Annotated in this window: 27 protein-coding genes; 12 read left to right on the top strand and 15 right to left on the bottom strand. The window is 60.1% G+C overall.

From position 1 onward, the window contains the following. Positions 1 to 42: 42 nt before the first annotated feature. The 3 genes from cysD (at position 43) to cysN (ending at position 3,356) form a co-directional block, all read left to right on the top strand. The gene (gene cysD / locus CGA22_RS09965) at positions 43 to 960 is read left to right on the top strand and encodes a sulfate adenylyltransferase subunit CysD (RefSeq protein WP_041020852.1); all 918 of its coding nucleotides are present in this window, start codon (positions 43 to 45) and stop codon (positions 958 to 960) included. A gap of 102 nt (positions 961 to 1,062) precedes the next feature. Further along, complete coding sequence (locus CGA22_RS09960; RefSeq protein WP_041020851.1) at positions 1,063 to 1,404, top strand: four helix bundle protein; 342 nt, start codon at positions 1,063 to 1,065, stop codon at positions 1,402 to 1,404. 53 nt (positions 1,405 to 1,457) lie between these two features. Continuing rightward, positions 1,458 to 3,356: a sulfate adenylyltransferase subunit CysN gene (gene cysN / locus CGA22_RS09955; RefSeq protein ID WP_041020850.1), complete on the top strand. Its 1,899-nt coding sequence runs from the start codon at positions 1,458 to 1,460 to the stop codon at positions 3,354 to 3,356. Between the two features lie 172 nt (positions 3,357 to 3,528). Here the strand turns inward: cysN and CGA22_RS09950 are convergent, their stop codons facing one another. The 3 genes from CGA22_RS09950 to CGA22_RS09940 are packed head-to-tail and all read right to left on the bottom strand — an operon-like array spanning position 3,529 to position 6,936. After that, positions 3,529 to 4,437 carry an acyltransferase gene (locus CGA22_RS09950; RefSeq protein WP_041022404.1) on the bottom strand — a complete coding sequence of 303 codons (909 nt, stop codon included), beginning with the start codon at positions 4,435 to 4,437 and terminating at the stop codon, positions 3,529 to 3,531. Next, positions 4,438 to 6,537, bottom strand: a complete 2,100-nt coding sequence (gene pta, locus CGA22_RS09945) for a phosphate acetyltransferase (protein ID WP_041022403.1) — start codon at positions 6,535 to 6,537, stop codon at positions 4,438 to 4,440. Between the two features lie 60 nt (positions 6,538 to 6,597). Beyond that, entirely contained in the window at positions 6,598 to 6,936 is a 339-nt protein-coding gene (locus CGA22_RS09940; protein ID WP_084213753.1) for a DUF3565 domain-containing protein, read from the bottom strand. On the opposite strand from CGA22_RS09940, the gene CGA22_RS09935 reads away from it, so the two are divergent. From CGA22_RS09935 to CGA22_RS09925, 3 genes are all read left to right on the top strand, one after another. Next, a complete protein-coding gene (locus tag CGA22_RS09935; RefSeq protein ID WP_024777507.1) occupies positions 6,905 to 7,390 on the top strand; it encodes a peptidylprolyl isomerase in 486 nt (161 codons plus the stop codon). The genes CGA22_RS09940 and CGA22_RS09935 overlap by 32 nt on opposite strands. A 103-nt stretch (positions 7,391 to 7,493) precedes the next feature. After that, positions 7,494 to 7,976 carry a glutathione peroxidase gene (locus CGA22_RS09930; protein ID WP_024777508.1) on the top strand — a complete coding sequence of 161 codons (483 nt, stop codon included), beginning with the start codon at positions 7,494 to 7,496 and terminating at the stop codon, positions 7,974 to 7,976. 245 nt (positions 7,977 to 8,221) lie between these two features. Next, entirely contained in the window at positions 8,222 to 9,325 is a 1,104-nt protein-coding gene (locus CGA22_RS09925; RefSeq protein WP_041022402.1) for an NADH:flavin oxidoreductase, read from the top strand. A gap of 118 nt (positions 9,326 to 9,443) precedes the next feature. Here CGA22_RS09925 and CGA22_RS09920 read toward each other — a convergent pair whose 3' ends face one another. Beyond that, positions 9,444 to 10,640 carry a glycosyltransferase family 4 protein gene (locus tag CGA22_RS09920; RefSeq protein WP_041022401.1) on the bottom strand — a complete coding sequence of 399 codons (1,197 nt, stop codon included), beginning with the start codon at positions 10,638 to 10,640 and terminating at the stop codon, positions 9,444 to 9,446. A 40-nt stretch (positions 10,641 to 10,680) separates the two neighbouring features. Beyond that, positions 10,681 to 11,436: a sulfate transporter CysZ gene (gene cysZ, locus CGA22_RS09915; protein WP_041022400.1), complete on the bottom strand. Its 756-nt coding sequence runs from the start codon at positions 11,434 to 11,436 to the stop codon at positions 10,681 to 10,683. Positions 11,437 to 11,742: 306 nt separating this feature from the next. Between cysZ and trxB the strand changes: the two genes are divergently transcribed. Then, positions 11,743 to 12,705 (top strand): thioredoxin-disulfide reductase, encoded by a 963-nt coding sequence (gene trxB / locus CGA22_RS09910; protein WP_003205459.1) that lies wholly within the window; start codon positions 11,743 to 11,745, stop codon positions 12,703 to 12,705. Between the two features lie 134 nt (positions 12,706 to 12,839). On the opposite strand, the gene CGA22_RS09905 is transcribed toward trxB, so the two are convergent. The 6 genes from CGA22_RS09905 to folM form a co-directional block, all read right to left on the bottom strand. Continuing rightward, a complete protein-coding gene (locus tag CGA22_RS09905) occupies positions 12,840 to 14,090 on the bottom strand; it encodes an aspartate aminotransferase family protein (protein WP_041022399.1) in 1,251 nt (416 codons plus the stop codon). A gap of 271 nt (positions 14,091 to 14,361) precedes the next feature. Next, positions 14,362 to 14,700 (bottom strand): HopJ type III effector protein, encoded by a 339-nt coding sequence (locus CGA22_RS09900; protein WP_041022398.1) that lies wholly within the window; start codon positions 14,698 to 14,700, stop codon positions 14,362 to 14,364. Continuing rightward, positions 14,693 to 14,989 (bottom strand): DUF1244 domain-containing protein, encoded by a 297-nt coding sequence (locus CGA22_RS09895; RefSeq protein WP_041022397.1) that lies wholly within the window; start codon positions 14,987 to 14,989, stop codon positions 14,693 to 14,695. Before CGA22_RS09895 ends, CGA22_RS09900 begins: the two co-directional genes overlap by 8 nt. Before the next feature lie 93 nt (positions 14,990 to 15,082). Beyond that, positions 15,083 to 15,463, bottom strand: coding sequence for a dihydroneopterin triphosphate 2'-epimerase (folX, locus tag CGA22_RS09890; protein ID WP_041022396.1), 381 nt, complete (start codon positions 15,461 to 15,463; stop codon positions 15,083 to 15,085). Then, the gene (gene folE, locus CGA22_RS09885) at positions 15,464 to 16,024 is read right to left on the bottom strand and encodes a GTP cyclohydrolase I FolE (protein WP_041022395.1); all 561 of its coding nucleotides are present in this window, start codon (positions 16,022 to 16,024) and stop codon (positions 15,464 to 15,466) included. It abuts the gene before it with no gap. Positions 16,025 to 16,044: 20 nt separating this feature from the next. Beyond that, entirely contained in the window at positions 16,045 to 16,755 is a 711-nt protein-coding gene (gene folM, locus CGA22_RS09880; RefSeq protein ID WP_041022394.1) for a dihydromonapterin reductase, read from the bottom strand. Positions 16,756 to 17,000: 245 nt separating this feature from the next. Here folM and CGA22_RS09875 point away from each other — a divergent pair, with 245 nt between their 5' ends. After that, positions 17,001 to 17,960: a MerR family transcriptional regulator gene (locus tag CGA22_RS09875; protein WP_041022393.1), complete on the top strand. Its 960-nt coding sequence runs from the start codon at positions 17,001 to 17,003 to the stop codon at positions 17,958 to 17,960. A 33-nt stretch (positions 17,961 to 17,993) separates the two neighbouring features. Here the strand turns inward: CGA22_RS09875 and CGA22_RS09870 are convergent, their stop codons facing one another. Then, positions 17,994 to 18,599, bottom strand: coding sequence for a hypothetical protein (locus CGA22_RS09870; protein ID WP_041022392.1), 606 nt, complete (start codon positions 18,597 to 18,599; stop codon positions 17,994 to 17,996). 52 nt (positions 18,600 to 18,651) lie between these two features. Next, entirely contained in the window at positions 18,652 to 19,125 is a 474-nt protein-coding gene (locus tag CGA22_RS09865) for a PAS domain-containing protein (RefSeq protein ID WP_041022391.1), read from the bottom strand. Positions 19,126 to 19,283: 158 nt separating this feature from the next. On the opposite strand from CGA22_RS09865, the gene CGA22_RS09860 reads away from it, so the two are divergent. The 4 genes from CGA22_RS09860 (at position 19,284) to CGA22_RS09845 (ending at position 22,766) form a co-directional block, all read left to right on the top strand. After that, positions 19,284 to 19,739: a flavodoxin gene (locus CGA22_RS09860; protein WP_188258559.1), complete on the top strand. Its 456-nt coding sequence runs from the start codon at positions 19,284 to 19,286 to the stop codon at positions 19,737 to 19,739. 135 nt (positions 19,740 to 19,874) lie between these two features. After that, complete coding sequence (locus CGA22_RS09855) at positions 19,875 to 20,657, top strand: class II aldolase/adducin family protein (RefSeq protein WP_041022389.1); 783 nt, start codon at positions 19,875 to 19,877, stop codon at positions 20,655 to 20,657. Further along, complete coding sequence (locus tag CGA22_RS09850) at positions 20,657 to 21,568, top strand: alpha/beta fold hydrolase (protein ID WP_041022388.1); 912 nt, start codon at positions 20,657 to 20,659, stop codon at positions 21,566 to 21,568. Before CGA22_RS09855 ends, CGA22_RS09850 begins: the two co-directional genes overlap by 1 nt. Before the next feature lie 286 nt (positions 21,569 to 21,854). Beyond that, positions 21,855 to 22,766, top strand: coding sequence for an SDR family oxidoreductase (locus CGA22_RS09845; RefSeq protein WP_041022387.1), 912 nt, complete (start codon positions 21,855 to 21,857; stop codon positions 22,764 to 22,766). Positions 22,767 to 22,810: 44 nt separating this feature from the next. On the opposite strand, the gene CGA22_RS09840 is transcribed toward CGA22_RS09845, so the two are convergent. Further along, positions 22,811 to 23,578, bottom strand: coding sequence for an N-acetylmuramoyl-L-alanine amidase (locus CGA22_RS09840; RefSeq protein WP_041022386.1), 768 nt, complete (start codon positions 23,576 to 23,578; stop codon positions 22,811 to 22,813). Positions 23,579 to 23,756: 178 nt separating this feature from the next. Continuing rightward, complete coding sequence (locus tag CGA22_RS09835) at positions 23,757 to 24,014, bottom strand: hypothetical protein (protein ID WP_041022385.1); 258 nt, start codon at positions 24,012 to 24,014, stop codon at positions 23,757 to 23,759. Positions 24,015 to 24,156: the final 142 nt, after the last annotated feature.

Below are 24,156 nucleotides of genomic sequence, written 5' to 3'. Positions count from 1 at the left end.
ACGGCCCGCTGGCCGTTCATAAGAAAGTTTTCGTGAGTAGCCATGGTCGACAAACTGACGCATCTGAAACAGCTGGAGGCGGAAAGCATCCACATCATCCGCGAGGTGGCCGCCGAGTTCGACAACCCGGTGATGCTGTACTCCATCGGTAAAGACTCCGCCGTGATGCTGCACCTGGCACGCAAGGCATTCTTCCCCGGCAAGCTGCCGTTTCCGGTGATGCACGTCGACACCCGCTGGAAATTCCAGGAAATGTACAAGTTCCGCGATCGCATGGTCGAGGAAATGGGCCTGGACCTGATCACTCACGTGAACCCGGACGGCGTGGCGCAGGGCATCAACCCCTTCACCCACGGCAGTGCCAAGCACACCGACATCATGAAGACCGAAGGCCTGAAGCAGGCCCTGGACAAGTATGGTTTCGACGCAGCGTTCGGCGGTGCCCGTCGTGATGAAGAGAAGTCCCGTGCCAAGGAGCGCGTCTACTCCTTCCGCGACAGCAAGCACCGCTGGGACCCGAAGAACCAGCGCCCGGAGCTGTGGAACGTCTACAACGGCAAGGTCAACAAGGGCGAGTCGATCCGCGTCTTCCCGTTGTCGAACTGGACCGAGTTGGACATCTGGCAGTACATCTACCTCGAAGGCATTCCAATCGTGCCGCTGTACTTCGCCGCCGAGCGCGAAGTGATCGAGAAGAACGGCACGCTGATCATGATCGACGACGAGCGCATCCTCGAGCACCTGTCGGAGGAAGAGAAGGCCCGTATCGTCAAGAAAAAAGTGCGTTTCCGTACCCTTGGCTGCTACCCGTTGACGGGCGCGGTGGAGTCCGAGGCCGAAAGCCTGACGGACATCATTCAGGAAATGCTCCTGACGCGAACTTCCGAGCGCCAGGGCCGGGTCATCGACCACGATGGCGCAGGCTCGATGGAAGATAAGAAACGTCAGGGTTACTTTTAAGCTTCGAGTTACAAGCGGCAAGCTGCAAGTTAAGGGCGGAATGCGTAACTTCCCAGCTTGGTGCTTGCAGACGGTGCTGCGAGCCGGATTGGATGGCTCGCAATGGATTTCGAGAAACTGATTGTTTGGCAGCGAAGTAAGGATTTGGCGGTAGGGATCTATAGAGAGTTTGCGCGATGTGGGGATTTTGGATTCAAGGATCAAATCACCCGCTCGGCACTTTCGGTGCCTTCCAATATTGCTGAAGGTATGGAGCGCCGTAATGCCAAAGAGAAAATTTATTTCCTTTGGGTTGCGAAAGGTTCCTGCGGGGAGCTGCGTACCCAAATCCTTATTGCTCGGGATATTGCTTACGTCGCAGATTCGCTGGCTGAAAACTGGGTTATGGAAACCCGCGAGCTTTCTCGAATGCTGGGCGGGTTGATCAACAAAATTTCTGACTAGCTGTACGCCGACAAGCTTGCCGCTTGAAGCTTACAGCTCGGAGCTTGAATGCAATGAGCCACCAATCTGATTTGATCAGCGAGGACATCCTCGCCTACCTGGGCCAGCACGAGCGCAAGGAGCTGTTGCGCTTCCTGACCTGCGGTAACGTCGACGACGGCAAGAGCACCCTGATCGGGCGCCTGCTGCACGACTCCAAGATGATCTACGAAGATCACCTGGAAGCCATTACCCGCGACTCGAAGAAAGTCGGCACCACCGGTGACGACATCGACCTGGCGTTGCTGGTCGACGGTCTGCAGGCCGAGCGCGAACAGGGCATCACTATCGATGTCGCGTACCGCTATTTCTCCACCGCCAAACGCAAGTTCATCATCGCCGACACCCCCGGCCATGAGCAGTACACCCGCAACATGGCCACCGGTGCCTCCACCTGTGACCTGGCGATCATTCTGGTGGACGCCCGCTACGGCGTGCAGACCCAGACCCGTCGCCACAGCTTCATTGCCTCGTTGCTGGGCATCAAGCACATCGTCGTGGCCATCAACAAGATGGACCTCAAGGACTTCGACCAGGGTGTGTTCGAGTCGATCAAGGCCGACTACCTGAAGTTCGCCGAAGGCCTGAAGATGAAACCTTCGAGCATGCACTTCGTGCCGATGTCCGCCCTCAAGGGCGACAACGTGGTGAACAGGTCCGAGCGCTCGCCGTGGTACACCGGCCAGTCGCTGATGGAAATCCTCGAGACCGTGGAAGTGGCGGGCGACCGCAACTTCACCGACCTGCGCTTCCCGGTGCAGTACGTCAATCGTCCGAACCTGAACTTCCGCGGTTTCGCCGGCACCCTGGCCAGCGGCATCGTGCACAAGGGCGACGAAGTGGTGGTGTTGCCATCGGGCAAGAGCAGCCGGGTCAAATCCATCGTCACCTTCGAAGGTGAGCTGGAGCAGGCGGGCCCGGGCCAGGCCGTGACCCTGACCATGGAAGACGAGATCGACATCTCCCGGGGCGACCTGTTGGTGCATGCCGACAACGTCCCGCCGGTCACCGACAGCTTCGAAGCGATGCTGGTGTGGATGGCCGAGGAGCCGATGCTGCCGGGCAAGAAATACGACATCAAGCGTGCGACCAGCTACGTGCCGGGTTCCATTGCCAGCATCGTCAACCGGGTCGACGTGAACACCCTCGAAGAGGGCCCGGCCAGTGCGCTGCAGCTCAACGAAATCGGCAAGGTGAAGATTGCCCTGGATGCGCCGATTGCCCTGGACGGTTACGAGAGCAACCGCACCACCGGCGCGTTCATCGTCATCGACCGCCTGACCAATGGCACTGTCGGCGCCGGCATGATCGTAGCCCAGCCGCTGTCCCATGGCAGCAGCACGCACCACGGCAAGCTCGCCCATGTGTCGGTTGAAGAACGCACCCAACGCTTCGGTCAGCAGCCGGCAACGGTGCTGTTCAGCGGTCTTTCAGGCGCCGGCAAGAGCACATTGGCTTACGCCGTGGAACGCAAGCTGTTCGACATGGGCCGTGCGGTCTTTGTCCTCGACGGCCAGAACCTGCGCCATGACCTGAACAAGGGCTTGCCGCAAGACCGTGCCGGACGCACCGAGAATTGGCGCCGTGCGGCTCACGTGGCCCGTCAGTTCAACGAAGCCGGTCTGCTGACCCTGGCGGCATTCGTTGCACCGAGTGCCGAAGGGCGTGAGCAGGCCAAGGACCTGATCGGCAGGGAGCGTCTGCTGACGGTCTACGTCCAGGCCTCGCCTGCGGTGTGTGCCCAGCGTGATCCGCAAGGGCTGTACGCCGCTGCTGGCGACAACATCCCGGGCGAGTCCTTCCCGTATGACGTGCCGCTGGACGCCGATCTGGTGATCGACACCCAGTCGCTGACACTGGAAGAGAGCGTCAAGCAGGTGCTGGATCTGCTGCGCGGTCGCGGCGCGATCTAAGCGCTTCTGGCAATGAAAAAGCCCGCCGATGAGTGATCATCGGCGGGCTTTTTTGTTGTCTGGAGGGACGCTATCGCGAGCAAGCTCGGCTCCCACAGGGATTGATGCGAACTGTTCACCAACAATCCCTGTGGGAGCCGAGCTTGCTCGCGATGAGGCCATTACAGACACCTCAAGATTTACCGGGGTACTCGCGATGCATCTGCTCCAGCAGCGCATCCTTGTCCTGCCACAGCTGGTTGATCCAGCCCTGGAACTCCAGGCGATAGGCGCCGTCCTGGTCGTAGTTCTTCCCGATGAATTGCGGCGGGATCGGCAGTTCCTGAAAATGCACCACCACTTCTCCAACGTTACCGCAGAGCAGATCCCAATACCCCGGACGGCCGCCGGGGTAGTGGATGGTCACGTTGATAATCGACTCCAACTGTTCACCCATGGCATCGAGCACAAACGCGATGCCGCCGGCCTTGGGCTTGAGCAGGTAGCGAAACGGTGACTGCTGCTGGGCATGCTTGCCCTCGGTGAAGCGCGTGCCTTCGGCGAAATTGAAAATGCCCACTGGATTGTTGCGAAACTTCGCGCAGGTCTTGCGGGTGGTTTCCAGGTCCTTGCCTTTCTTTTCCGGATGCTTTTCCAGATAGGCCTTGGAGTAGCGCTTCATGAACGGGAACCCCAGTGCCCACCAGGCCAGGCCGATCACCGGCACCCAGATCAGCTCCTGCTTGAGAAAGAACTTCAGCGGGCGGACGCGGCGATTGAGCACGTACTGCAGCACCATGATGTCGACCCAGCTCTGATGATTGCTGGTGATCAGGTACGAGTGCTGGTAATCCAGGCCCTCCAGGCCGCTGAGGTGCCAGCGGGTGCGGCGCAGCAGGTTCATCCAGGCCTTGTTGTTGCTGATCCAGGCTTCATGGATGTGGCTCATCAGCCAGTCGGTGAAGCGTTGGGCGGCGGGAAAGGGCAGCAGAAGCTTGAAGATCGCCACGATGAACAGCGGTGTGCAGCAGGCAATGGTATTGAGCGCCAACAGCAGCGAGGCGATGACGCCTCGCACTGGGGCAGGCAGGAAATCCAGCATTTAAATGTCCATGGGTCGGTTGGCGGCTTGGATCGCGGTGAGGGCGATGGTGTACACGATGTCATCGACCTGGGCGCCACGGGGCAAGTCGTTCACCGGTTTGCGCAGGCCCTGGAGCATCGGGCCGAGGCTGACGCAATCGGCACTGCGTTGAACGGCCTTGTGGGTGGTGTTACCGGTGTTCAGGTCCGGGAAGATGAATACCGTCGCTCGCCCGGCCACCTGGCTGTTGGGCGCCAGTTGCCGCGCCACGGTTTCGTTGGCGGCGGCGTCGTATTGCAGCGGGCCGTCGATCAACAAACCCTGCTGCGCCTCGTGGGCCAGCAGGGTGGCTTCGCGGACTTTCTCCACTTCCTCGCCGCTGGCCGATTCGCCGCTGGAATAGCTGAGCATCGCCACCCGTGGCGTGATGCCGAACGCGGCGGCCGAGTCGGCGCTTTGCAGGGCAATCTCCGCCAGTTCCGCCGCGCTGGGATGCGGGTTCATCACGCAGTCGCCATAGACCAGCACTTCCTCGGGAAACAGCATGAAGAACACCGACGACACCAGGGAGCAGCCCGGCGCGGTCTTGATCAACTGCAGGGCCGGACGGATGGTGTTGGCGGTGGAGTGGACAACGCCGGACACCAGCCCGTCGACTTCGTCCAGCGCCAGCATCATCGTGCCGATCACTACGGTGTCTTCCAGTTGCTGCTCGGCCATCGGGGCATTCAGGCTTTTGCTCTTGCGCAGCCGCACCATCGGTTCGACGTAACGCTCGCGAATCGAATCCGGGTCGAGAATCTCCAGTCCCGGCGGCAATTCGATGCCCTGGGCGCGGGCCACTGCCTCGACGTCGGCCGGTTTGGCCAGCAGCACGCAGCGGGCGATGCCACGGGCCTGGCAAATGGCGGCGGCCTGGACCGTCAACGGTTCGCTGCCTTCCGGCAGGACAATGCGCTTGTTGGCGGCCTGGGCGCGCTGGATCAATTGATAGCGGAACACCGCCGGCGACAGGCGCATTTCCCGCGGCGTACCGCAGCGCTGGTGCAGCCACTGGGCGTCCAGGTGGCTGGCAACGAAATCGGTGATGATCTCCGCACGTTCGCGGTCGTCGATCGGGATTTCCTTGTTCAAGCCATTGAGGAGGTTGGCGGTGTCATAGGAGCCCGTGCTCACCGACAGCACCGGCAGGCCGGCCTGCAGGGCGCCGCGGCACAGCTCCATGATGCGTGGGTCGGGCAGGGTATCGCTGGTCAACAACAGGCCGGCCAGCGGCACGCCGTTGATGGCGGCCAGGCTCACGGCCAGGATGATGTCGTCGCGATCGCCGGGCGTCACCACCAGCACGCCGGGCTTGAGCAGTTCCACGGTATTGCGCATGGTGCGGGCGCAAATGATGATGTTGCTCATGCGCCGGCTTTCGTAATCGCCGGCATTGAGCACCTGGGCGCCCATCAGGTCGGCCACGTCGCGGGTGCGCGGGGCGTTGAGTTCGGGGCGGAAGGGAATGCAGCCCAGCAGGCGGAAGTCGCCGCTGCGCAGCAAGGGCGAATGCTCCTTGAGCCGGGCGGAAAACGCTTCCATGCTTTCGTCGGTGCGGACCTTGTTGAGGATCACACCGAGGACTTTCGGGTCTTTCGGCCCGCCGAACAATTGCGCCTGCAACTCAACCCGTCCGGAAAGCTCGGTCAACACTTCGTTTTCCGGCGCCGATACCAGGATCACTTCGGCGTCCAGGCTCTTGGCCAGGTGCAGGTTGACCCGGGCGGCGTAACTGGCGTTGCGTGTCGGGACCATGCCTTCGACCACCAGTACGTCCTTGCCGATGGCCGCCTGCTGGTAAAGCGTAATGATTTCTTCCAGCAGTTCATCGAGCTGGCCGTCGCCGAGCATGCGCTCGACGTGAGACAGGCCCAGCGGCTGTGGCGGTTTGAGGCCGTGGGTGCGGGCCACCAATTCGGTCGAGCGTTCCGGGCCGGTGTCGCCGGGGTGAGGCTGGGCGATTGGCTTGAAGAAACCGACCTTCAGCCCGGCCCGTTCAAGGGTACGCACCAGCCCGAGGCTGATGGAGGTCAGGCCCACACCAAAATCGGTGGGCGCGATAAAAAAAGTTTGCATGCGAATTCTCTAAGGGAGCATGGCAAAGGCGAGGCCTGTGTATAGCCGTCTACCATTCATTCAGTCATCAAGATTACCGCTAACCGGCGCCTGAGCACACCAGCCGCAATCAAAGGGCTGGCCTATTTTTTCAATACGTTGCGTGGGATCCAGCACCCATGCCCGGGATTGCCAGGGGGGTTGGTGGCGCAGGTGCTGGGTATGCCCACAGGACAGCTCGGCCACCCAGTGGCCCTCCTCATCCTGGTGGAAACCGGTGACCGTCGGTCTGTGTGCACTAGCCCGTTTGTCAGGGTTCCGTTCGCTTTCGGGCAAATCCTTGTTTAGACTTGTCCGTTCTTCATTCTTATGCAAAAGGTCTCGCCCCATGCTGATCGCCGCCAATAAGGCTGTCTCCATCGACTATACCCTGACCAACGACGCTGGTGAGGTCATCGACAGCTCTGCCGGCGGCGCTCCGCTGGTCTACCTGCATGGCGCAGGCAACATCATCCAGGGCCTGGAAAAAGCCCTGGAAGGTAAAACCACCGGTGACGAGCTGAACGTGACCGTCGAACCGGAAGACGCCTACGGCGAGTACTCTGCCGAACTGGTCAGCACCCTGAGCCGCAGCATGTTCGAAGGCGTGGATGAGCTGGAAGTGGGCATGCAGTTCCACGCGTCGGCGCCGGATGGCCAGATGCAGATCGTCACCATCCGCGACCTGGACGGCGACGACGTCACTGTAGACGGCAATCACCCGCTGGCCGGCCAACGCCTGAACTTCAAGGTCAAGGTTGTCGACATCCGTGATGCCAGCCAGGAAGAAGTTGCCCATGGTCACGTCCATGGCGAAGGTGGTCATCACCACTGATTTCTGCGCTACGCTGAAGTGAACCGGAAAGGCGCCATGGGCGCCTTTTTTAGTCGGTTACCTGCCACGGTTGTTTCGAAGATCTGCAAATTTGGAGTTCGTCATGAGTGCTTTTCACGACCTTAAACTGAAAGCCTTGGATGGTCAGGAGCTCCCTCTGGCGCCTTTCAAGGGGCAAGTCGTGCTGGTGGTCAACGTTGCCTCCAAATGTGGCCTGACGCCTCAGTACGCTGCGCTGGAAAATCTCTATCAGCAGTACAAATCCAGGGGCTTCAGCATCCTGGGCCTGCCTTGCAATCAGTTCGCCGGGCAAGAGCCCGGTACCGAGCAGGAAATCCAGGCGTTCTGCAGCAACAATTATGGCGTGACGTTTCCGCTGTCCAGCAAGCTGGAGGTGAACGGTCACGACCGGCATCAACTCTACCGCCTGCTGGCGGGCGAGGGCGCCGAGTTCCCCGGGGACATTACCTGGAACTTCGAGAAGTTCCTGCTCGGCAAGGACGGCCGGGTGTTGGCCCGCTTCTCGCCGCGCACGGCACCGGATGACCCGGCGGTGATCCAGGCGATCGAAAAAGCGCTGGGCTGAATCTTCCCATTGTGGCGAGGGGGCTTGCTCTCGTGCTGTGGGAGCAAGGCTTGCCCGCGATAAAGATGATGGGGCCTTTCAGAAATCGGGTGCCTGCTTCGCGAGCAAGCTTTGCTCCCACCTTCAGGCGCCTTTGCGCATCCTTTTAAGCCTTTATCACTCCAATCAATAGTGCTACCCAGCCCCGTCCACGGCACATATTATCCTCGTCATATCGACCTGCGATCCTGCCCGTGGAGTGCCCCATGCCTGTAAAAGCCCTGTTCAAACCTTTCCAACTCGGTGCGTTCGAGCTGCCGACCCGGGTGGTGATGGCGCCGATGACCCGCTCCTTTTCGCCGGGTGGCGTGCCGAACGCCAAGGTCATCGAGTATTACCGTCGCCGCGCAGCGGCCGGGGTTGGCTTGATCATCACCGAAGGCACGACGGTCGGGCACAAGGCTTCCAATGGGTATCCGAACGTTCCGCACTTCTACGGCGATGCAGCGCTCGCCGGCTGGAAGCAAGTGGTCGATGCAGTGCATGCCGAAGGCGGCAAGATCGTTCCACAGTTGTGGCATGTGGGCAGTGTGCGCCGCACCGGAACCGAGCCGGATGCCAGCGTGCCGGGTTATGGCCCGACCGAGAAGCTCAAGGACGGCCAGGTGGTGGTCCACGGTATGACCCAGGCAGACATCGACGAAGTCATTGCCGCCTTCGCCCAAGCAGCGAAAGACGCCCAGCGCATTGGCATGGATGGCGTGGAGATCCACGGCGCCCATGGTTATCTGGTGGACCAGTTCTTCTGGGAAGGCAGCAACCAACGCACGGATGGCTACGGCGGCAGCCTGGCCAACCGTTCGCGCTTCGCCATCGAATTGATCCGCGCCGTGCGAGCCGCCGTAGGCGAAGGATTCCCGATCATCTTCCGGTTCTCCCAATGGAAACAACAGGATTACACGGCGCGCCTGGTGCAGACCCCCGAAGCCCTGGGCGAATTTCTCAAGCCGTTGTCCGATGCAGGCGTGGATATCTTCCACTGCTCGACGCGTCGCTTCTGGGAGGCGGAGTTCGACGGCTCTGAACTGAACCTGGCCGGCTGGACCCGCAAGCTCACCGGCAAACCGACCATCACCGTCGGCAGCGTCGGCCTGGATGGCGAGTTCCTGCAGTTCATGGTCAACACCGACAAGGTCGCGCAACCGGCCAGCCTGGAGAAACTCCTGGAGCGCCTGAACAATGATGAATTCGACCTGGTGGCGGTAGGCCGTGCGCTGCTGGTGGATCCGGACTGGGCGCAGAAAGTGCGTGAAGGCCGGGAACAGGAGATCTTGCCGTTCAGCCGTGAGGCGTTGATGACGCTGGTTTGAGTCGCCCGCACCGACGCCATCGCGGGCAAGCCTTGCTCCCACATTGGATCTTCAGCGCAAAGGTCATTTTGTGAACTGCTGATAACCCTGTGGGGGGCATGGCTTGCCCGCGATGCTTTCAGCGATGCGGCACTGCCTGCGGCAGTGTCGATATGGCCTGGCAAGCCCCCCGCAACTGCGCCTCGAACTGCTCGATCACCGACGCCCAGCCCTGGCGACTGGCATGCTGGCGGGCATTGAGCCTCACGCAACGTAACGCTTCGGGCTCCTCCAGCAGCCAGCGGGCCGCATCGCAGAACGCCTCCTCATCCCCCGGCATCGCCAGCACGCCGTTGTAGCCATGGCGGATGTGCTGTGCCGCAGCGGCCTGGTCATAGGCCACCACGCCCAGCCCGGACGCCAGGGCCTCCAGCACGACATTGCCGAAGGTTTCGGTCAGGCTCGGAAAGATAAACACATCCCCGCTGGCGTAATGGCTGGCCAGCGTCTCGCCACGTTGGGTGCCGCAGAAGATCGCGTCGGGCAATGCCTGCTCCAGGGCGGACCGTTGCGGGCCGTCGCCGATCACCACCAGCTTCATCCGCCGCTCCGGGAACGCACTGCACAGCCTGTCGAAACAAGGCTTGAGCAAGCCGAGGTTCTTCTCCGGCGCCAGGCGCCCAACGTGGAGCACGGCGATGTCGTCATCGCCCAGGCCCCAGCTTTCCCGCAGGGTGATCGAGCGCTTGACCGGATGGAACAACTGGCTGTCCACGCCGCGGGACAACAGCGTAACGCGCTCGAAATGCCGCCGTTCCAGTTCCAGTTGCTGGCTGAGACTGGGCACCAGGGTCAGGCTGGAGCGGTTGTGGAACCAGCGCAGGTAATGGGTGAGCACGCGACTCAGCAGCCCGAGGCCGTACTGCCGGGTGTATTGCTGGAAATTGGTGTGGAAGCCGCTGACCACCGAGATGCCCAGGCGCCGCGCCGCCCGCAACGCCGATAAACCCAACGGTCCTTCGGTGGCGATGTACAGCACATCGGGCCGCTGACGCTTCCAGCGCCGCAGCAGCTTGTGCATGGACACCTGGCCCCACTGCAACCCCGGATATCCCGGCAGCGGCCAGCCCCGGCACAACAGCAACTCGTCACTGGCCTGGCGCTGATCGGTGGCCTGCCGCGGACGCACCAGCTCCACCCGGTGCCCTCGGGCGCGCAGACCCTCGTGCAAGCGGCCCAAGGTATTGGCCACGCCATTGATTTCCGGCGGGAAGGTTTCAGTGATGAGGGTGATATGCAGGTGTGTGCTCATGACCCCAGTGTCGACCGGGGCCATTTCGCCAGTGTGACGCCTTGATGATGGATTTGTGACCGGTTCAGCCTTGGCGGGCCAACGCCGTCTCGGCACCTTGCTCGCGCACCCAGAACAAGGTCGCCCCGGCCACGGCCGCCGGCATCATCAGGATGTTGACCACGGGGATCAGCAGCGCCAGGTACACGCTGCCGCCAAAGCCCAGGCTCTGCCAGCGCTTCTGCCGCAACCAGGCGAGCATTTCGTTCCAGCCCAGCTTGTGGTTATCCGCCGGGTAGTCGATGTACTGGATCGCCATCATCCACACACCGAACAGCAGCCACAGCGGCGCGGCCACCAGGTTGACCACGGGAATGAACGACAGCACGAACAACCCCAGGGCACGGGGCAGGAAATAGCCGAGCTTGCGTGCCTCCCGGGCCAGGGTGCGTGGGATCATGGCGACCAATTCACCCCAACTGAAGGCCGGGAAGTCATCGGTGCCACGGACCACCACCTCGACCTTCTCCGCAAGAAAGCCGTTGAACGGCGCGGCGATGATGTTGGCGAGCATCGTGAAGGTAAAAAACACCATCAGCACCACCAGCACCACGAACAGGGGCCAGAGGATATAGCTGAGGAAACTCAGCCAGTCCGGCAGCGACGGCATCAAGGTGTCGACCCACAGGCTGAACTGATGGCCGGCCAGGTAGATCAGGCCGATGAACAACACGAGGTTGATCGCCAGCGGCAACAATACGAACAAACGCAGGCCCGGACTCAGGACCAGCTTGAGGCCTTCTTGCAGATATTGCGGGCCGGATAGGACGGGGGCGGGCATGGGAACTCCGAGAGAAGGTGAACGCGCCGACCTTACCGGCTTTGCCCGGCGCGGGAAAGCGTCTACACGGCGTGTAACAGGTTTATCGAACAGACGGCTCTATTGAACGCTCCACCCGATATAGAACTCACCTATGAGCTGGATTGTTAAACCGTATTTCCTTAATCTTCGCTCCCTCGATACGCTGCACCCATTCTTTTCAGGGCCGTCGAACCAAAGCCTTCCCCAAGTGCATCAACGGTCTTTTTTTATTCCCGCCGCTCACCCGGCGCTCCGGCCCCAAGGGCTGGTCAACTGGAGCAGGTCATGTCTGAAGTTCGTCATTCGCGGGTCATTATTCTCGGTTCCGGCCCTGCCGGTTACAGCGCCGCGGTCTATGCGGCCCGTGCCAACCTCAAGCCTCTGCTGATCACCGGCATGCAGGCCGGCGGTCAACTGACCACCACCACCGAAGTCGACAACTGGCCGGGCGATGTCCATGGCCTGACCGGTCCGGCGTTGATGGAGCGCATGAAAGAGCACGCTGAGCGCTTCGAGACAGAGATCGTCTTCGACCACATCAATGCCGTGGATTTCGCCGCCAAGCCGTACACCCTGACCGGCGACAGCGCGACCTACACCTGCGACGCCCTGATCATCGCCACCGGTGCCAGCGCCCGTTACCTGGGCCTGCCGTCGGAAGAGGCTTTCATGGGCAAGGGCGTTTCCGCCTGCGCCACCTGCGACGGTTTCTTCTACCGCAACAAGCCGGTGGCAGTGGTCGGTGGCGGCAATACCGCTGTCGAGGAAGCGCTGTACCTGGCCAACATCGCCAGCACGGTCACCCTGATCCACCGTCGCGAAACCTTCCGCGCCGAGAAGATCCTGATCGACAAGCTCAATGCCCGCGTGGCCGAAGGCAAGATCATCCTCAAGCTCAATGCCACCCTGGACGAAGTGCTGGGTGACAACATGGGTGTGACCGGTGCCCGCCTGAAAAACAACGACGGCAGCTTTGACGAAATCAAGGTCGACGGCGTCTTCATCGCCATTGGCCACACGCCGAACACCTCGTTGTTCGAAGGTCAGTTGGAACTCAAGGACGGTTACCTGGTGGTCAAGGGCGGCCGCGACGGCAATGCCACCGCCACCAGCGTCGAAGGCATTTTCGCTGCCGGTGACGTGGCCGACCACGTTTACCGCCAGGCCATCACCTCGGCTGGCGCCGGCTGCATGGCGGCCCTGGACACTGAGCGTTACCTGGACGGCTTGCAGAACGCTTCGTTCTGATTTCAGCCCGAGGGCAAGCGAAGCACCTGTGGGAGCGAGCCTGCTCGCGATAGCGGTGGGTCAGTCAGCATAATGTTGACTGATCCACCGCCTTCGCGAGCGGGCTCGCTCCCACAGTGTTTTGTGTGGTCTGTTCAGCTCAGCTTCGCCAGGCACGCTTCGAGAATATCCAGGCCTTCCTCCAGCACCGCCGATTCGGTCGTCAACGGAGCCAGCAAGCGGATGATGTGGCGCGACTTGCCACTGGGCATCAGCAGCAGACCTGCGTCCCGTGCCAGGGCCAGCAACTGGGTCAACTGCGCCGCTGCCGGGGTACCGTCGGCATGGGCCAGTTCGATGCCGCGCATTGCGCCGACACCCGTCAGGCGGCCCAGGAACGGCGTCAGCCCCTGGCGGCGCCATGATTCGTAGCGGCTGACAATCGCCTCTTCCTGTTGCTTGCCCCAGGCGTGCAGGTGAGCGTCAGTCATTTCCTCCAGGGTCGCCAATGCGGCGGCACAGGCGATGGGGTTGCCGGAATAGGTGCCGCCCAAGCCACCCTTGGGCAGGTTGTCCAGCAGAGCCTTGCGTCCCACCACCGCCCCCAGCGGGACACCGCCGGCAATACTCTTGCCCAGCAGGATCAGGTCGGGCTCGATACCCAGTCGCGAGAACGCAAAACGCTGGCCGGTGCGCCCGAAACCGGACTGGATTTCATCGATGATCAGCACGATGCCTTTGTCGTCGCAGAACTGCCGCAAAGCCTGGGCGAAAGGGATGTCCAGTGCCAGGAAGCCCGCCTCGCCCTGTACCGGTTCGACGATGAAGCAGGCCACATCGTTGACGTCGATCTCCACACTGAACAGCCGCTCCATGGCCTGCAAGGCTTCTGCGCAGGTCACGCCGTTGTCCTGGCTCGGGTAGGGCAGGTGATAGACCGGCCCGGGCAGCACGCCGATTTTCTGTTTGTAGGGCGCGACTTTGCCGTTGAGGTTGAGAGTGGCCAGGGTGCGCCCGTGGAAGCCGCCGTCGAAGGCGATGACGGCGGTGCGGCCTGTGGCCCCGCGCACGATCTTCAAGGCGTTTTCCGCAGCCTCAGCGCCGCTGTTGGTGAGCATGCCGCTGATGGGATAGTCCACCGGGACAAACGCTGTCAGCCGCTTCATCAATTCGATATAAGGCGCATGGGGGGCGGCGTTGAAGGCGTAGTGGGTCAACCGGGTGGCCTGCTCGCGAATAGCCTCGACGACGCGCGGATGGCAATGGCCGAGGTTCAACACGCCGATGCCACCTACGAAGTCGATGTAGCGCTTGCCGTCGGTGTCCCAGACCTCGGCGTTTCTGCCGTGACTGAGGCTGACGGGGTGCACGATGGAAATCGATTGGCTGATGGTTTCGCTGCTCATGAAGGACGGCTCGCAAGGGAAGAAGGCGTGCGCTATTCAAGCTGCGAGCGAAGGGGGCCGGCAAACGAAATAAAGTTGCCGGGTCAATCTTAAAAGTCGGGATGTGTGCCAATGCCAAGGGAAACGAAGTACCTGTGGCGGGGGGATTTATCCCCGCTGGGCTGCGAAGCAGCCCCAGGCGCCAATCGCGATCAACCTGACACGCCTGGGTTGGCAGTTAGGGCCTGCTTCGCAGTCCAGCGGGGATGAATCCCCTCGCCACAGGCGGGGATCAGCGGCGTTGCAGGGGCTGGGCCGCGAACTTCACGCCCGCCAGCCCGTGGACCATCAGCGCGCGGATATTGCCGTGGTCGCTGCCGTCGGGAGTGTTCAGCACCGAGCGGTAATGTTCTCCGAACGCCAGCAGCGCTTCTTCGTCGCTCAAGCCTTCGAGCAAGGCCAGGCCGAGGGTCTTGCAGGAGCCCTCGTTCTGCCCGGCGGCGTTCTCCACGTTGCCGTTGGTGAAAGCCTGAGGCTGATAGTCATAGCCATCGTTGATGAAGGCCAGGGTATCGGCGAAAGCGTGTTCGCCGCTCTGGAGACGGGTACGCAGGGTTTTCAGATCAGGCATCGGGTTTTCCTTTGGCGAACGCCGCTTGCTGTTCGGCGCTGGCTTCTTGCTGGTATTGGGCTTTCCATTCGGCGTACGGCATGCCATAGACCCGTTCACGGGCGTCATCGAGGCTGACCTCGATATGGCGTTCGTCGGCCGCGGCCTTGTACCACTTGGACAGACAGTTGCGGCAGAAGCCGGCGAGGTTCATCAGGTCGATGTTCTGCACATCCTTGCGGCTGTCCAGGTGGGCAACCAGCCGACGGAAAGCGGCGGCTTCGAGTTCGAGGCGTTGTTGGTCGTTCATGGCGGTCTCTGCAAGACAGCTTCAAGGGACAAGCTTCAAGCTGCAAATGGATTGCGGTCAGGCTTGAAGCTTACAGCTTGAAGCCTGTAGCGGCTACGCAGTCGCTCGGCTGGCCGCCAAAGTGATCGACACCGACTCGGCAAAACGCAAGGCGTGGGGTTTGTCGACTTCGACTTCGGCGTATTGCACCGACTCGTTGGTCATGACCAGATCCAGCAGCTCCTGGGTCAGGCGTTCCAGCAGAGCGAAGCGATTGCCTTCCACGTGGGCGATGATCGCCTTGGTGATGGTGCGGTAGTTCAGCGCGTGATCGATGTCGTTGTCGCGTACCGCTTCCTGTGCCGGGTAGAGGATGGTCAGGTTGATCAGGACATCCTGCTTGTTGAGGATTTCATCCTCGTTGATCCCGATGAAAGTGCGCAGGCGCAGGTCCTTGACCCGGATGCGCGCCATGGCTGGCTGAAGTTGTGGCATTTACTTGCTCCGTCGAATCAATTGCAGGAATTCCTGGCGAGTGGTGCTGGATTCGCGAAAAGCCCCGAGCATCACTGAAGTGTTCATGGTCGAGTTCTGTTTTTCGACACCGCGCATCATCATGCACATGTGCTGGGCCTCGATGACCACCGCGACACCGGCGGCCTGGGTCACCTGTTGCACCGCGGCGGCGATTTGCCGGGTGAGGTTTTCCTGGATCTGCAGGCGGCGGGCGAACATGTCCACCAGCCGGGCGATCTTCGACAGCCCCAGGACCTTGCCTGTAGGAATATAAGCCACATGCGCCTTGCCGATGAAGGGCAGCAAATGATGTTCGCACAGGGAATAGAGTTCGATGTCGGCGACGATCACCATCTCGTCGCTGTCCGAATCGAACAAGGCGCCGTTGACGATTTGTTCGACGCTTTGCTCATACCCATGACAAAGGTACTGCATGGCCTTGGCGGCGCGAACCGGCGTGTCCAGCAGGCCTTCGCGCTCCGGATCTTCACCCAGGCCGATGAGGATCTCGCGGTAATTCTGAGGCAGGGATAGCGCCATGATGGATCCTCGCAGCAAGGCTATTTGACGTGCCGCCCGCCGTTGACGGTCAGGGTCGTGCCGGTGACATAGGGGTTGTCCAGCAGGTACCGCAGGCTCTGGTAGATGACTTCGCTACCGGGTTCGATGCCCAGCGCCGACTTGGCCAGGGTCCTGGCGCGATAGGCCGCGTCGTCTTCGACCTTGAACAGTAGCAGGGCCGGCGCAATACCATTGACCTTGATCGCCGGTGCGAACTTCGCCGCGAACGACAGGGTCAGGCTGTCGAGTCCGGCCTTGGTGGCGCAATAAGCGATGTGTTTGCTGCTGCCCTTGCGGGTTACGTCGTCGCTGATATGCACGATATCTGCGGGAGCCGAGCGCTGCAGCAGCTCGGCACAATGCAAGTTGATCAGGTACGGCGCAAGCATGTGCACGCCGAACATGGCATTGAAAGCCGCCGCTTCATCACCTGGCGTTTCGACCAGCCATGCCGAGGCGTTGTGCACAATGGCCCGCAGCCGGTCTGTGTGTTGCTTGAGTTGTTCGATAAAGGCCAGGATCCCGCCTTCGCTGGAAAAGTCGGCAAACATCGCGGTCGCCCCCAGATCCCGGAGCGTCTGCACACCTGGACGTTCGGTGCGATAAGTGACGATCACCGGATGACCGTCTTCCAGCAATCGCTGGGCACAGTGCAAGCCGACACGCTGGGCTGCGCCGGTGAGCAGGATCGGGGCGTCGGTACTGGGCATGGACTGGCTCGGTTCACGGCAGAGGCGAAACTATATCAGCGACTACACAGATGTACCTATTTGTAGTGCTGAACCGATAGGTTGGACTGCCTTTCAGGAATTTGTCATGGCAGGCATATCTGTGAGTGTTTTTTTGTTACAAAAAACAACATATCTGAATATCTGAATGATTTGCTCTTGTCATCATACGACCATGAGGGAGTAAACTGGGATCCAATTTGCCAACCGGGCCTGTTGGGTAAAAAATGAGCGTAATCACCGACGATCAGTTCGTTATCCAAGCGGCAGCGGGCCTGGAGCGCGAAGACCTGTTTCCCATCCGTGAAGTCTCGCGACTGACCGGAGTGAACCCTGTGACCCTGCGCGCATGGGAGCGTCGCTACGGTCTGATCCAGCCGACACGTACCGAAAGCGGTCATCGCCTGTATTCCCTGGGCGATATCGAGAAGGTCCGCAGCATCCTTGCCTGGATCGAACGTGGGGTCGCCGTCAGTAAAATCAGCAAGATCCTGAGCAAGACTGCATCGTTGCAACCGGTTTCTACGTTGATTTCAACGGATCTGGTGAGGGTCGACTATGCACAATGGCAGCGCCAGGTCGCGGTCGCGGTCGCCAACTTTGACGATGTAGAGCTGGATCGCATCTATGGGCAGATTTTTTCCAGCTACGCGGTGCCGATTGTATTTCAGCGCATCCTGATGCCACTCTGGCGGCAACTGCTGCAACGTCAGCAGGAGTTCGGGCAGACCAGCGAATGGCTGTTTTTCGATGGATTCCTGCGCTCGCGTGTTGCGCAACGGCTCTTGCTCAAGCGCGAGGATCAGTCGCGACGCGTACTGGTGAGTGCCATTGCCGGCCAGTGCCGTGAGCTGGAGTTGCTGGTGACGGCACTGTATGTGTCGAAGGCGGAAGTGGGGATCAGGTTGATGACCGTCGGCCAGCCGTTCGACGAACTGACCCTGGTATGCCAGAAGACTCAACCTTTGGCGCTGGTACTGGTATCCAACCATGCGCCGGTCGCCGAATTGCCCAAGCGTCTGAACAGATTGGCGATGAGCCTGGATTGCCCATTGATGCTGGCCGGTGACGCGTCCGATCTGATGCAGGAAAGCCTGGCAGGGTCGTCGATCGGTTGCCTGGGCAATGACGGAGCAGTGATTCGCCAGCGCTTGCGCCAGCTGCTGGCAGGTAACCTGGACACCTAGGTGACCTGTGTGGCCAATTCCAGTAACTAGAGATTAGAGATGCATGGCCGGGTGAGACAGGCGATGCTGCTGGAGGATGTACTGACGCAGGCGTTCGGTTTCATCCTGGTCGTTCTGATTCAAATGGTAGGCATACAAGCCTTGCTCGGTTTCCCGTTCGAAGGTGCCGCGCAACGAAATCCTTTCGTAGCCTGACGGGCTGAACCACAGGACGAACTGCTTCGGTGGCTTGGTACGGTTGCGGTTTTCCAGCAGTACACCCTTGCAAGACACTTCGTGGACCCACAAAGACCCTGGCTGGCCCTTGGCGTTTTCCAGTGCCACCGGCTCTTCGAGGGTCAGGCGCCATGGGCGCACTTTGGGTCCGTCCTCGTAGATACTCGGTACACCCAGGCGCAGGTGCATCGCGTGGAATTCATCCTCCACAAGCTGCAACGGGAAGGTCATTTGCTGGTTTTCGAAGTTGGCTTGCAGCGTCACCTGCTCATTGGCCGCCAGACGCGTCAGCAAGTCGCGGATCTGCGACCCGCTATTGACCAACAGGCTGGACGTCACGTCCCGTTCATTCAATTGCGGGATGTGTTGCATGGTCCGGATAAAGTCCAACTCATCCTGAGTCAGAAGGGCGTCACGTTGCATGGTCTGCTCGAAATGATTTTGCGTTTTCACTGGTGATTGTAGTGAATGACCGTTAATTCGTCGTTTGGTTTGCGCCGTTCGTCGCATCGAGCCGAGCAATCGTGGCATGGGCTTCGGCCAATGCCTTTTCCAACTGGACGACACGTTGTTGTGCCTTGACCTGGGCCGTCACATCTTTTTGCACGCCCACGAAATAGGTATGGCCGTCCGCCTCGTTCTTTACCGTGGACAGCGACAACTCATTCCAGAACGGCGTGCCGTCCTTGCGATAGTTGCGAAGGATTTCCCGACAAGCACCGCCTTGATCCAGGGTTTCGCGAATTCGCTTCAGGGAGGGTTGATCGCGATCGCCCGATTGCAGGAAACGGCAATCCTGATAAAGGATTTCGTCGCGGCTATAACCGGTCAGCCGTTCGAAGGCCGGATTCACGTAGATCAGAATATTATCTTCGCCTTCCTTTTCGGCGATGACGATTCCGTCATTGGAAGCATTTATCACCAGTTGCATCAGTTGCGCATTGATCATGGAGCGAGTCCTTTTATAGCCCATGTAAGTACCGCATTATTCGAAGAACCTGATTCGATGTCTACTGGCCATTAGTGCTTGTCGAGCGTCAATCGTAGCCCTGCGGCTCGGCCTGTTACTATCACGCTTCTCTTTTATTCAGGCTCAGGACCAGATTGATGAAAGTCGCCATCCTTTCCGGCTCGGTGTACGGCACCGCTGAAGAAGTCGCTCGACACGCTGCCAAGCTGCTCGATGATGCAGGCTTTGAAACCCTGCACAATCCGCGGGCAACCCTGGCTGATATCCAGGCATTCGGCCCGCAGGCCGTGTTGGCGGTGACATCCACCACCGGCATGGGCGAGTTGCCGGATAATTTGATGCCGCTGTATTCGACAATCCGTGATCAACTGCCGGCGTTCTTTCGTAGCCTGCCCGGTGCGGTGATCGGCCTGGGAGATGCCAATTATGGCGACACCTTCTGCGGCGGTGGCGAGCAGATGCGCGAATTGTTCGCCGAACTGGGGGTGCGCGAGGTATTGCCGATGTTGCGCCTGGATGCCAGTGAAAGCGTCACCCCGGAAGCCGATGCCGAACCCTGGTTGGGTGAGTTGATCGACGCGTTGCGTGGTTGATGGCGGCGGCGGGTTCCCCGGGGATGACCCGCTCGGCCATTAAGCTGGCTGCCAAGGCAACTACCGTCCCGGCAAGGGCTGACTAGACTTATTCTCTTGTGCCAAACCTATAACGATAAGCCCGAGGTCAGAGCCGTGAGCATAGCGCCCATCCAACCGACACTCAGCATCAAGGACCAGGTCAGTGCCGCTGAATGGCAAACCCGTATCGATCTTGCCGCCTGTTACCGGCTGGTCGCGCTGCATGGCTGGGATGACCTCATTTTCACCCATATTTCTGCGAAGGTTCCCGGCACCGAGGACTTTCTGATCAACCCATTCGGGATGATGTTTCACGAAATCACTGCGTCGAGCCTGGTCAAGGTCGATCAGGCCGGCCATAAGCTGATGGACAGCCCCTACGAAATCAACCCGGCCGGCTACACCATCCACAGTGCGGTGCACGAGGTACGGGGCGATGTCGCCTGCGTGCTGCACACCCATACCGCTGCCGGTGTGGCGGTATCGGCACAGAAACAAGGTGTGTTGCCGATCAGCCAACAGTCGTTGTTCGTGCTGTCGAGTCTCGCCTACCACGCTTATGAAGGCGTGGCCCTGAATCATGAAGAGAAGGCCCGCTTGCAGGCGGACCTGGGGGACAGCAACTTCCTGATGCTGCACAACCATGGGCTGCTGACATGCGGTGGCACCATCGCCGATACCTTCCTGATGATGTTCACTTTCCAGCGGGCCTGTGACATTCAGGTGCTGGCGCAGAACGGCGGGACTGAGCTGATAACCATCGAGCCGAACATATTGGCCGGTGCCCGGGCGATGATTGCCGGGGTTACCAAAAGCGCCCAGGGCATGGGGGGGGCGCTGGCCTGGCCGGCGTTGCTGCGCAAGCTCGACCAACAAAACCCGGGTTACAGACACTGATGCCCATGGTCCAGATTCCGCTGCGTATCTGGCGCCAGCGCGGCCAGACCTTCCTGTTTCGGGGCCACACCATCCGGTATTGGGTGGCGGGGCATGGCGAGCCGTTGCTGTTGATCCACGGTTTCCCCACGGCCAGTTGGGACTGGCATTACCTGTGGCAGCCGCTGGCACAGCGTTATCGTGTGATCGCTTGCGACATGCTCGGTTTTGGCGACTCTGCCAAGCCGACGGATCACGTCTATAGCCTGCTGGAGCAGGCGGATCTGCAGCAGGCATTGCTGGCGCATCTGGATGAGCGGCAAGCGGTTCACATTCTGGCCCACGATTATGGTGACAGCGTGGCCCAGGAGCTGATCGCCCGGCATTGTGAGGCACGCATCGAAATCGCCAGTTGTGTGTTTCTCAATGGGGGTCTGTTTCCGGAAACCCATCGTCCGGTGCTGGCGCAGAAGTTGTTGCTCAGTCCGTTGGGCTGGCTGGTAGGTCGCGCGTTTTCACGCGAAGGCCTGGCCAGGAATTTTCGGCAGATCTTTGGCCCCTGGCGTGGCCCCAGCGAAAGTGAACTGGATGATTACTGGAGTCTGGTGAAAAACCACGACGGACCACGGATCATGCACAAACTCATCCGCTACATTCCCGAACGTCGCGTACAGCGTGATCGCTGGGTACAGGCGATGCAGCGCGGCGAGGTACCGATGCGGGTGATCGACGGGGCGTTCGATCCGATTTCCGGCGCGCACATGGTGGCGAGGTACGAGGCCCTGATCCCGAATGCGGATACGGTACTGCTGCCCGATATCGGTCATTACCCACAGACCGAAGCCCCAGTGCAGGTGCTCAAGCATTACCTGGCGTTCCGTGAAAACCTAGCGGAGCCGGCGCAACTGCGGGCCTCGGTGAAATGTCTGTGACTGGCGGCTTCCTATCGCGAGCAGGCTCGCTCCCACCCTGTCCGGGGTGAATCCGATACCAGCGTCCACCGCCCATCCCCTGTGGGAGCGAGCCTGCTCGCGATAGCAGTGGGTCAGCTTGCATGGAAGTTGGATGTGCCGCCGAACCCGGTTCGGGTTGAATCTCGTACCCGCATCATCCCCTCACCTTATCGCCTACCATTCACTCTCAACCGTGTTGATTGTGACCGTCAGCCTCGTGCCTGACACTCTGGCTTTAAATCCTCGGCCTGCTGGAGTTCTGCCCATGAGTGAATCTGTGCGCTTCGAAGATAAAGTGGTGATCGTCACGGGAGCCGGCGGTGGGCTGGGGCGGGCCCATGCGCTGCTGTTCGCCAGGCAAGGCGCCAAGGTGCTGGTCAATGACCTCGGCGGCTCCGCTCAGGGGGAGGGGGCCAATGCCTCGGCGGCGGATCGGGTGGTCGCTGAAATCCGCGAAGCCGGGGGCATCGCCGAGGCGAACCACGATTCCGTCACCGATGGCGACAAACTTGTGCAAAACGCCCTCGACGCGTTTGGCCGGATCGATGTAGTGGTGAACAACGCCGGCATCCTGCGGGACAAGACCTTTCACAAAATGGACGACGCCGATTGGGACCTGGTCTACCGCGTCCACGTCGAAGGCGCGTACAAAGTCACCCGTGCCGCCTGGCCGCACCTGCGCGAGCAGAACTATGGCCGGGTAATCTTCACGGCCTCCACGTCCGGCATCTACGGCAACTTCGGCCAATCCAACTACGGCATGGCCAAGCTTGGCCTTTATGGCCTGACGCGTACCCTCGCTATCGAGGGCCGCAAAAACAACATCCTGGTCAACGCCATTGCCCCCACCGGCGGCACGCGCATGACCGAAGGCCTGATGCCGCCGCAGGTGTTCGAACAGCTCAAGCCCGAATTCGTCAGCCCGCTGGTGGTGTACCTGGCCAGCGAAGCCTGCCAGGAAACCTCCGGGTTGTTCGAAGTGGGCGGCGGCTGGATGGGCAAGGTTCGCTGGGAGCGCAGCCTCGGCGTCGGATTCGACCCAAGCAAGGGCTTCTCGCCCGAAGACGTTGCTGCCCATTGGCAACAGATCTGCGATTTCGACAACGCGGTGCATCCCAATGACAACTTGGAAGCGTTGAAGGAAATGATGGCGAACATGCAGCGTTACGCCGTGTAACCGTCATTGCCTGGGCCGGTTGTCGTTGCCGACGATAACCGTGCTCAGGGGAAGTACTTCTTTACCAGGGCCGCCAGGTTCGCCGCGGTCTCGATGTCCATCACCCCGTCATGTTTCGCCGGACGAAAGTGCAACTGGAAGGCGCGCACCAGACGCTGGAAACCCGTGCCCGTGGTGGCCGCTGTCGTGTCATACCCATACTTCCTGAACAGCCCCAGCAGATGTTCCCGCGTTGGTACGCCTGTGCATCGGTAGGCCTGCAGGAAAGACTGTTGCGTGCTGTCATCGAACCACGCGCCGATGCCTTTCCGATACAACGCGTGCCAGGGAAACATCGGCCCCGGGTCACTCTTGCGCCCGGCGGCGATGTCCGAATGCGCCACCACATTGACCGGGCTGATATCGGGATAACGCCGGAGTATGTCGAGAGCCAACTGTTCTACTGCTTCGATCTGCTGTGGCGGGTAGGGCGGGAAGGTGAATGTTCCCTGGTGATCGGCGGCCAGGTTGACGATCTCGATACCAATGGACGTGTCGTTCAAGTTGTTGCGATTACCCCATCTGCTCACCCCTGCGTGCCAGGCACGCTTGTTCTCGTCCACCAGATTGAAAATCTGCGGCTCGTTGAAACCTGCTTGCGCATAACTCGGGTCAGTGAAGTCCGGAACCAGGTAATGGGCGCTGACGGAGGCGCCGGTCAGTGCGCTGATGGAAGATGAGAAATTGGCGGCCGTGTAATGGAAGACCAGAAAGCGAATGCGGTTGTTGTGGCCTTTGTTTGAACGGTAACGGGTGGAATTTATCGGGTACATAAATGTGCTCATTGATAATTGAAGGGGTCGAAGCTGCGCGCTTCGATTAACTTCAGACTAACAATGATGTTTAAATTGGCTTGTAGTGAGGATCTTGGTTTTTTGTAGGAATTGGCGTTTGGTTTATGGGGTTTCATAACCTGAAAAAAGAGGCCGCTGTACAGGCAGCGGCTAATGGTTAGGTGTATCTTTTTTCAAGGAAGAATTTTGGTGCTTTCCAGTTAGGCCCTTTAATGCAGAGCCCTTTTTGGCCGCTTGCCAGGATCTCGGCTTTGAAAAGCTTAGTGTAGGTTTTTTCAAGCTCACCGTGCTGTATAAGCTCAATTTTATGGCGTCTGATCATCATGTCCAAATGTGGGGGCGCTTTAAATAGTGCAAATACCGTGACGATTTCTTCTAATGGCTCATTCTTGATTATTTGCTCAATGGTATTCATTAAAGCTTTCCTTTCAGGAGTCTGATCCATCCCTAGTCGATGAATAAAGACTATAAATTCGATCCTGAAAGCTGGGCAGGTGAGAGATTCCGAAGGTGTTGTAGGAAACAAGAAATCTCACGCCGGAGAAAACCGCGCCGCA

Source organism: Pseudomonas sp. PSB18, from assembly GCF_014596565.1.
GTDB lineage: Bacteria > Pseudomonadota > Gammaproteobacteria > Pseudomonadales > Pseudomonadaceae > Aquipseudomonas.
This window is presented reverse-complemented; position numbering and strand designations above follow the sequence as displayed.

Bases quoted from the DNA above. Each gene is read 5' to 3' on its own strand.
- cysD (WP_041020852.1), top strand. From the start codon at position 43: ATGGTCGACAAACTGACGCATCTGAAACAGCTGGAGGCGGAAAGCATC.
- CGA22_RS09960 (WP_041020851.1), top strand. From the start codon at position 1,063: ATGGATTTCGAGAAACTGATTGTTTGGCAGCGAAGTAAGGATTTGGCG.
- cysN (WP_041020850.1), top strand. From the start codon at position 1,458: ATGAGCCACCAATCTGATTTGATCAGCGAGGACATCCTCGCCTACCTG.
- CGA22_RS09950 (WP_041022404.1), bottom strand. From the start codon at position 4,437: ATGCTGGATTTCCTGCCTGCCCCAGTGCGAGGCGTCATCGCCTCGCTG.
- pta (WP_041022403.1), bottom strand. From the start codon at position 6,537: ATGCAAACTTTTTTTATCGCGCCCACCGATTTTGGTGTGGGCCTGACC.
- CGA22_RS09935 (WP_024777507.1), top strand. From the start codon at position 6,905: ATGCTGATCGCCGCCAATAAGGCTGTCTCCATCGACTATACCCTGACC.
- CGA22_RS09940 (WP_084213753.1), bottom strand. From the start codon at position 6,936: ATGGAGACAGCCTTATTGGCGGCGATCAGCATGGGGCGAGACCTTTTG.
- CGA22_RS09930 (WP_024777508.1), top strand. From the start codon at position 7,494: ATGAGTGCTTTTCACGACCTTAAACTGAAAGCCTTGGATGGTCAGGAG.
- CGA22_RS09925 (WP_041022402.1), top strand. From the start codon at position 8,222: ATGCCTGTAAAAGCCCTGTTCAAACCTTTCCAACTCGGTGCGTTCGAG.
- CGA22_RS09920 (WP_041022401.1), bottom strand. From the start codon at position 10,640: ATGGCCCCGGTCGACACTGGGGTCATGAGCACACACCTGCATATCACC.
- cysZ (WP_041022400.1), bottom strand. From the start codon at position 11,436: ATGCCCGCCCCCGTCCTATCCGGCCCGCAATATCTGCAAGAAGGCCTC.
- trxB (WP_003205459.1), top strand. From the start codon at position 11,743: ATGTCTGAAGTTCGTCATTCGCGGGTCATTATTCTCGGTTCCGGCCCT.
- CGA22_RS09905 (WP_041022399.1), bottom strand. From the start codon at position 14,090: ATGAGCAGCGAAACCATCAGCCAATCGATTTCCATCGTGCACCCCGTC.
- CGA22_RS09900 (WP_041022398.1), bottom strand. From the start codon at position 14,700: ATGCCTGATCTGAAAACCCTGCGTACCCGTCTCCAGAGCGGCGAACAC.
- CGA22_RS09895 (WP_041022397.1), bottom strand. From the start codon at position 14,989: ATGAACGACCAACAACGCCTCGAACTCGAAGCCGCCGCTTTCCGTCGG.
- folX (WP_041022396.1), bottom strand. From the start codon at position 15,463: ATGCCACAACTTCAGCCAGCCATGGCGCGCATCCGGGTCAAGGACCTG.
- folE (WP_041022395.1), bottom strand. From the start codon at position 16,024: ATGGCGCTATCCCTGCCTCAGAATTACCGCGAGATCCTCATCGGCCTG.
- folM (WP_041022394.1), bottom strand. From the start codon at position 16,755: ATGCCCAGTACCGACGCCCCGATCCTGCTCACCGGCGCAGCCCAGCGT.
- CGA22_RS09875 (WP_041022393.1), top strand. From the start codon at position 17,001: ATGAGCGTAATCACCGACGATCAGTTCGTTATCCAAGCGGCAGCGGGC.
- CGA22_RS09870 (WP_041022392.1), bottom strand. From the start codon at position 18,599: ATGCAACGTGACGCCCTTCTGACTCAGGATGAGTTGGACTTTATCCGG.
- CGA22_RS09865 (WP_041022391.1), bottom strand. From the start codon at position 19,125: ATGATCAATGCGCAACTGATGCAACTGGTGATAAATGCTTCCAATGAC.
- CGA22_RS09860 (WP_188258559.1), top strand. From the start codon at position 19,284: ATGAAAGTCGCCATCCTTTCCGGCTCGGTGTACGGCACCGCTGAAGAA.
- CGA22_RS09850 (WP_041022388.1), top strand. From the start codon at position 20,657: ATGCCCATGGTCCAGATTCCGCTGCGTATCTGGCGCCAGCGCGGCCAG.
- CGA22_RS09845 (WP_041022387.1), top strand. From the start codon at position 21,855: ATGAGTGAATCTGTGCGCTTCGAAGATAAAGTGGTGATCGTCACGGGA.
- CGA22_RS09840 (WP_041022386.1), bottom strand. From the start codon at position 23,578: ATGTACCCGATAAATTCCACCCGTTACCGTTCAAACAAAGGCCACAAC.
- CGA22_RS09835 (WP_041022385.1), bottom strand. From the start codon at position 24,014: ATGAATACCATTGAGCAAATAATCAAGAATGAGCCATTAGAAGAAATC.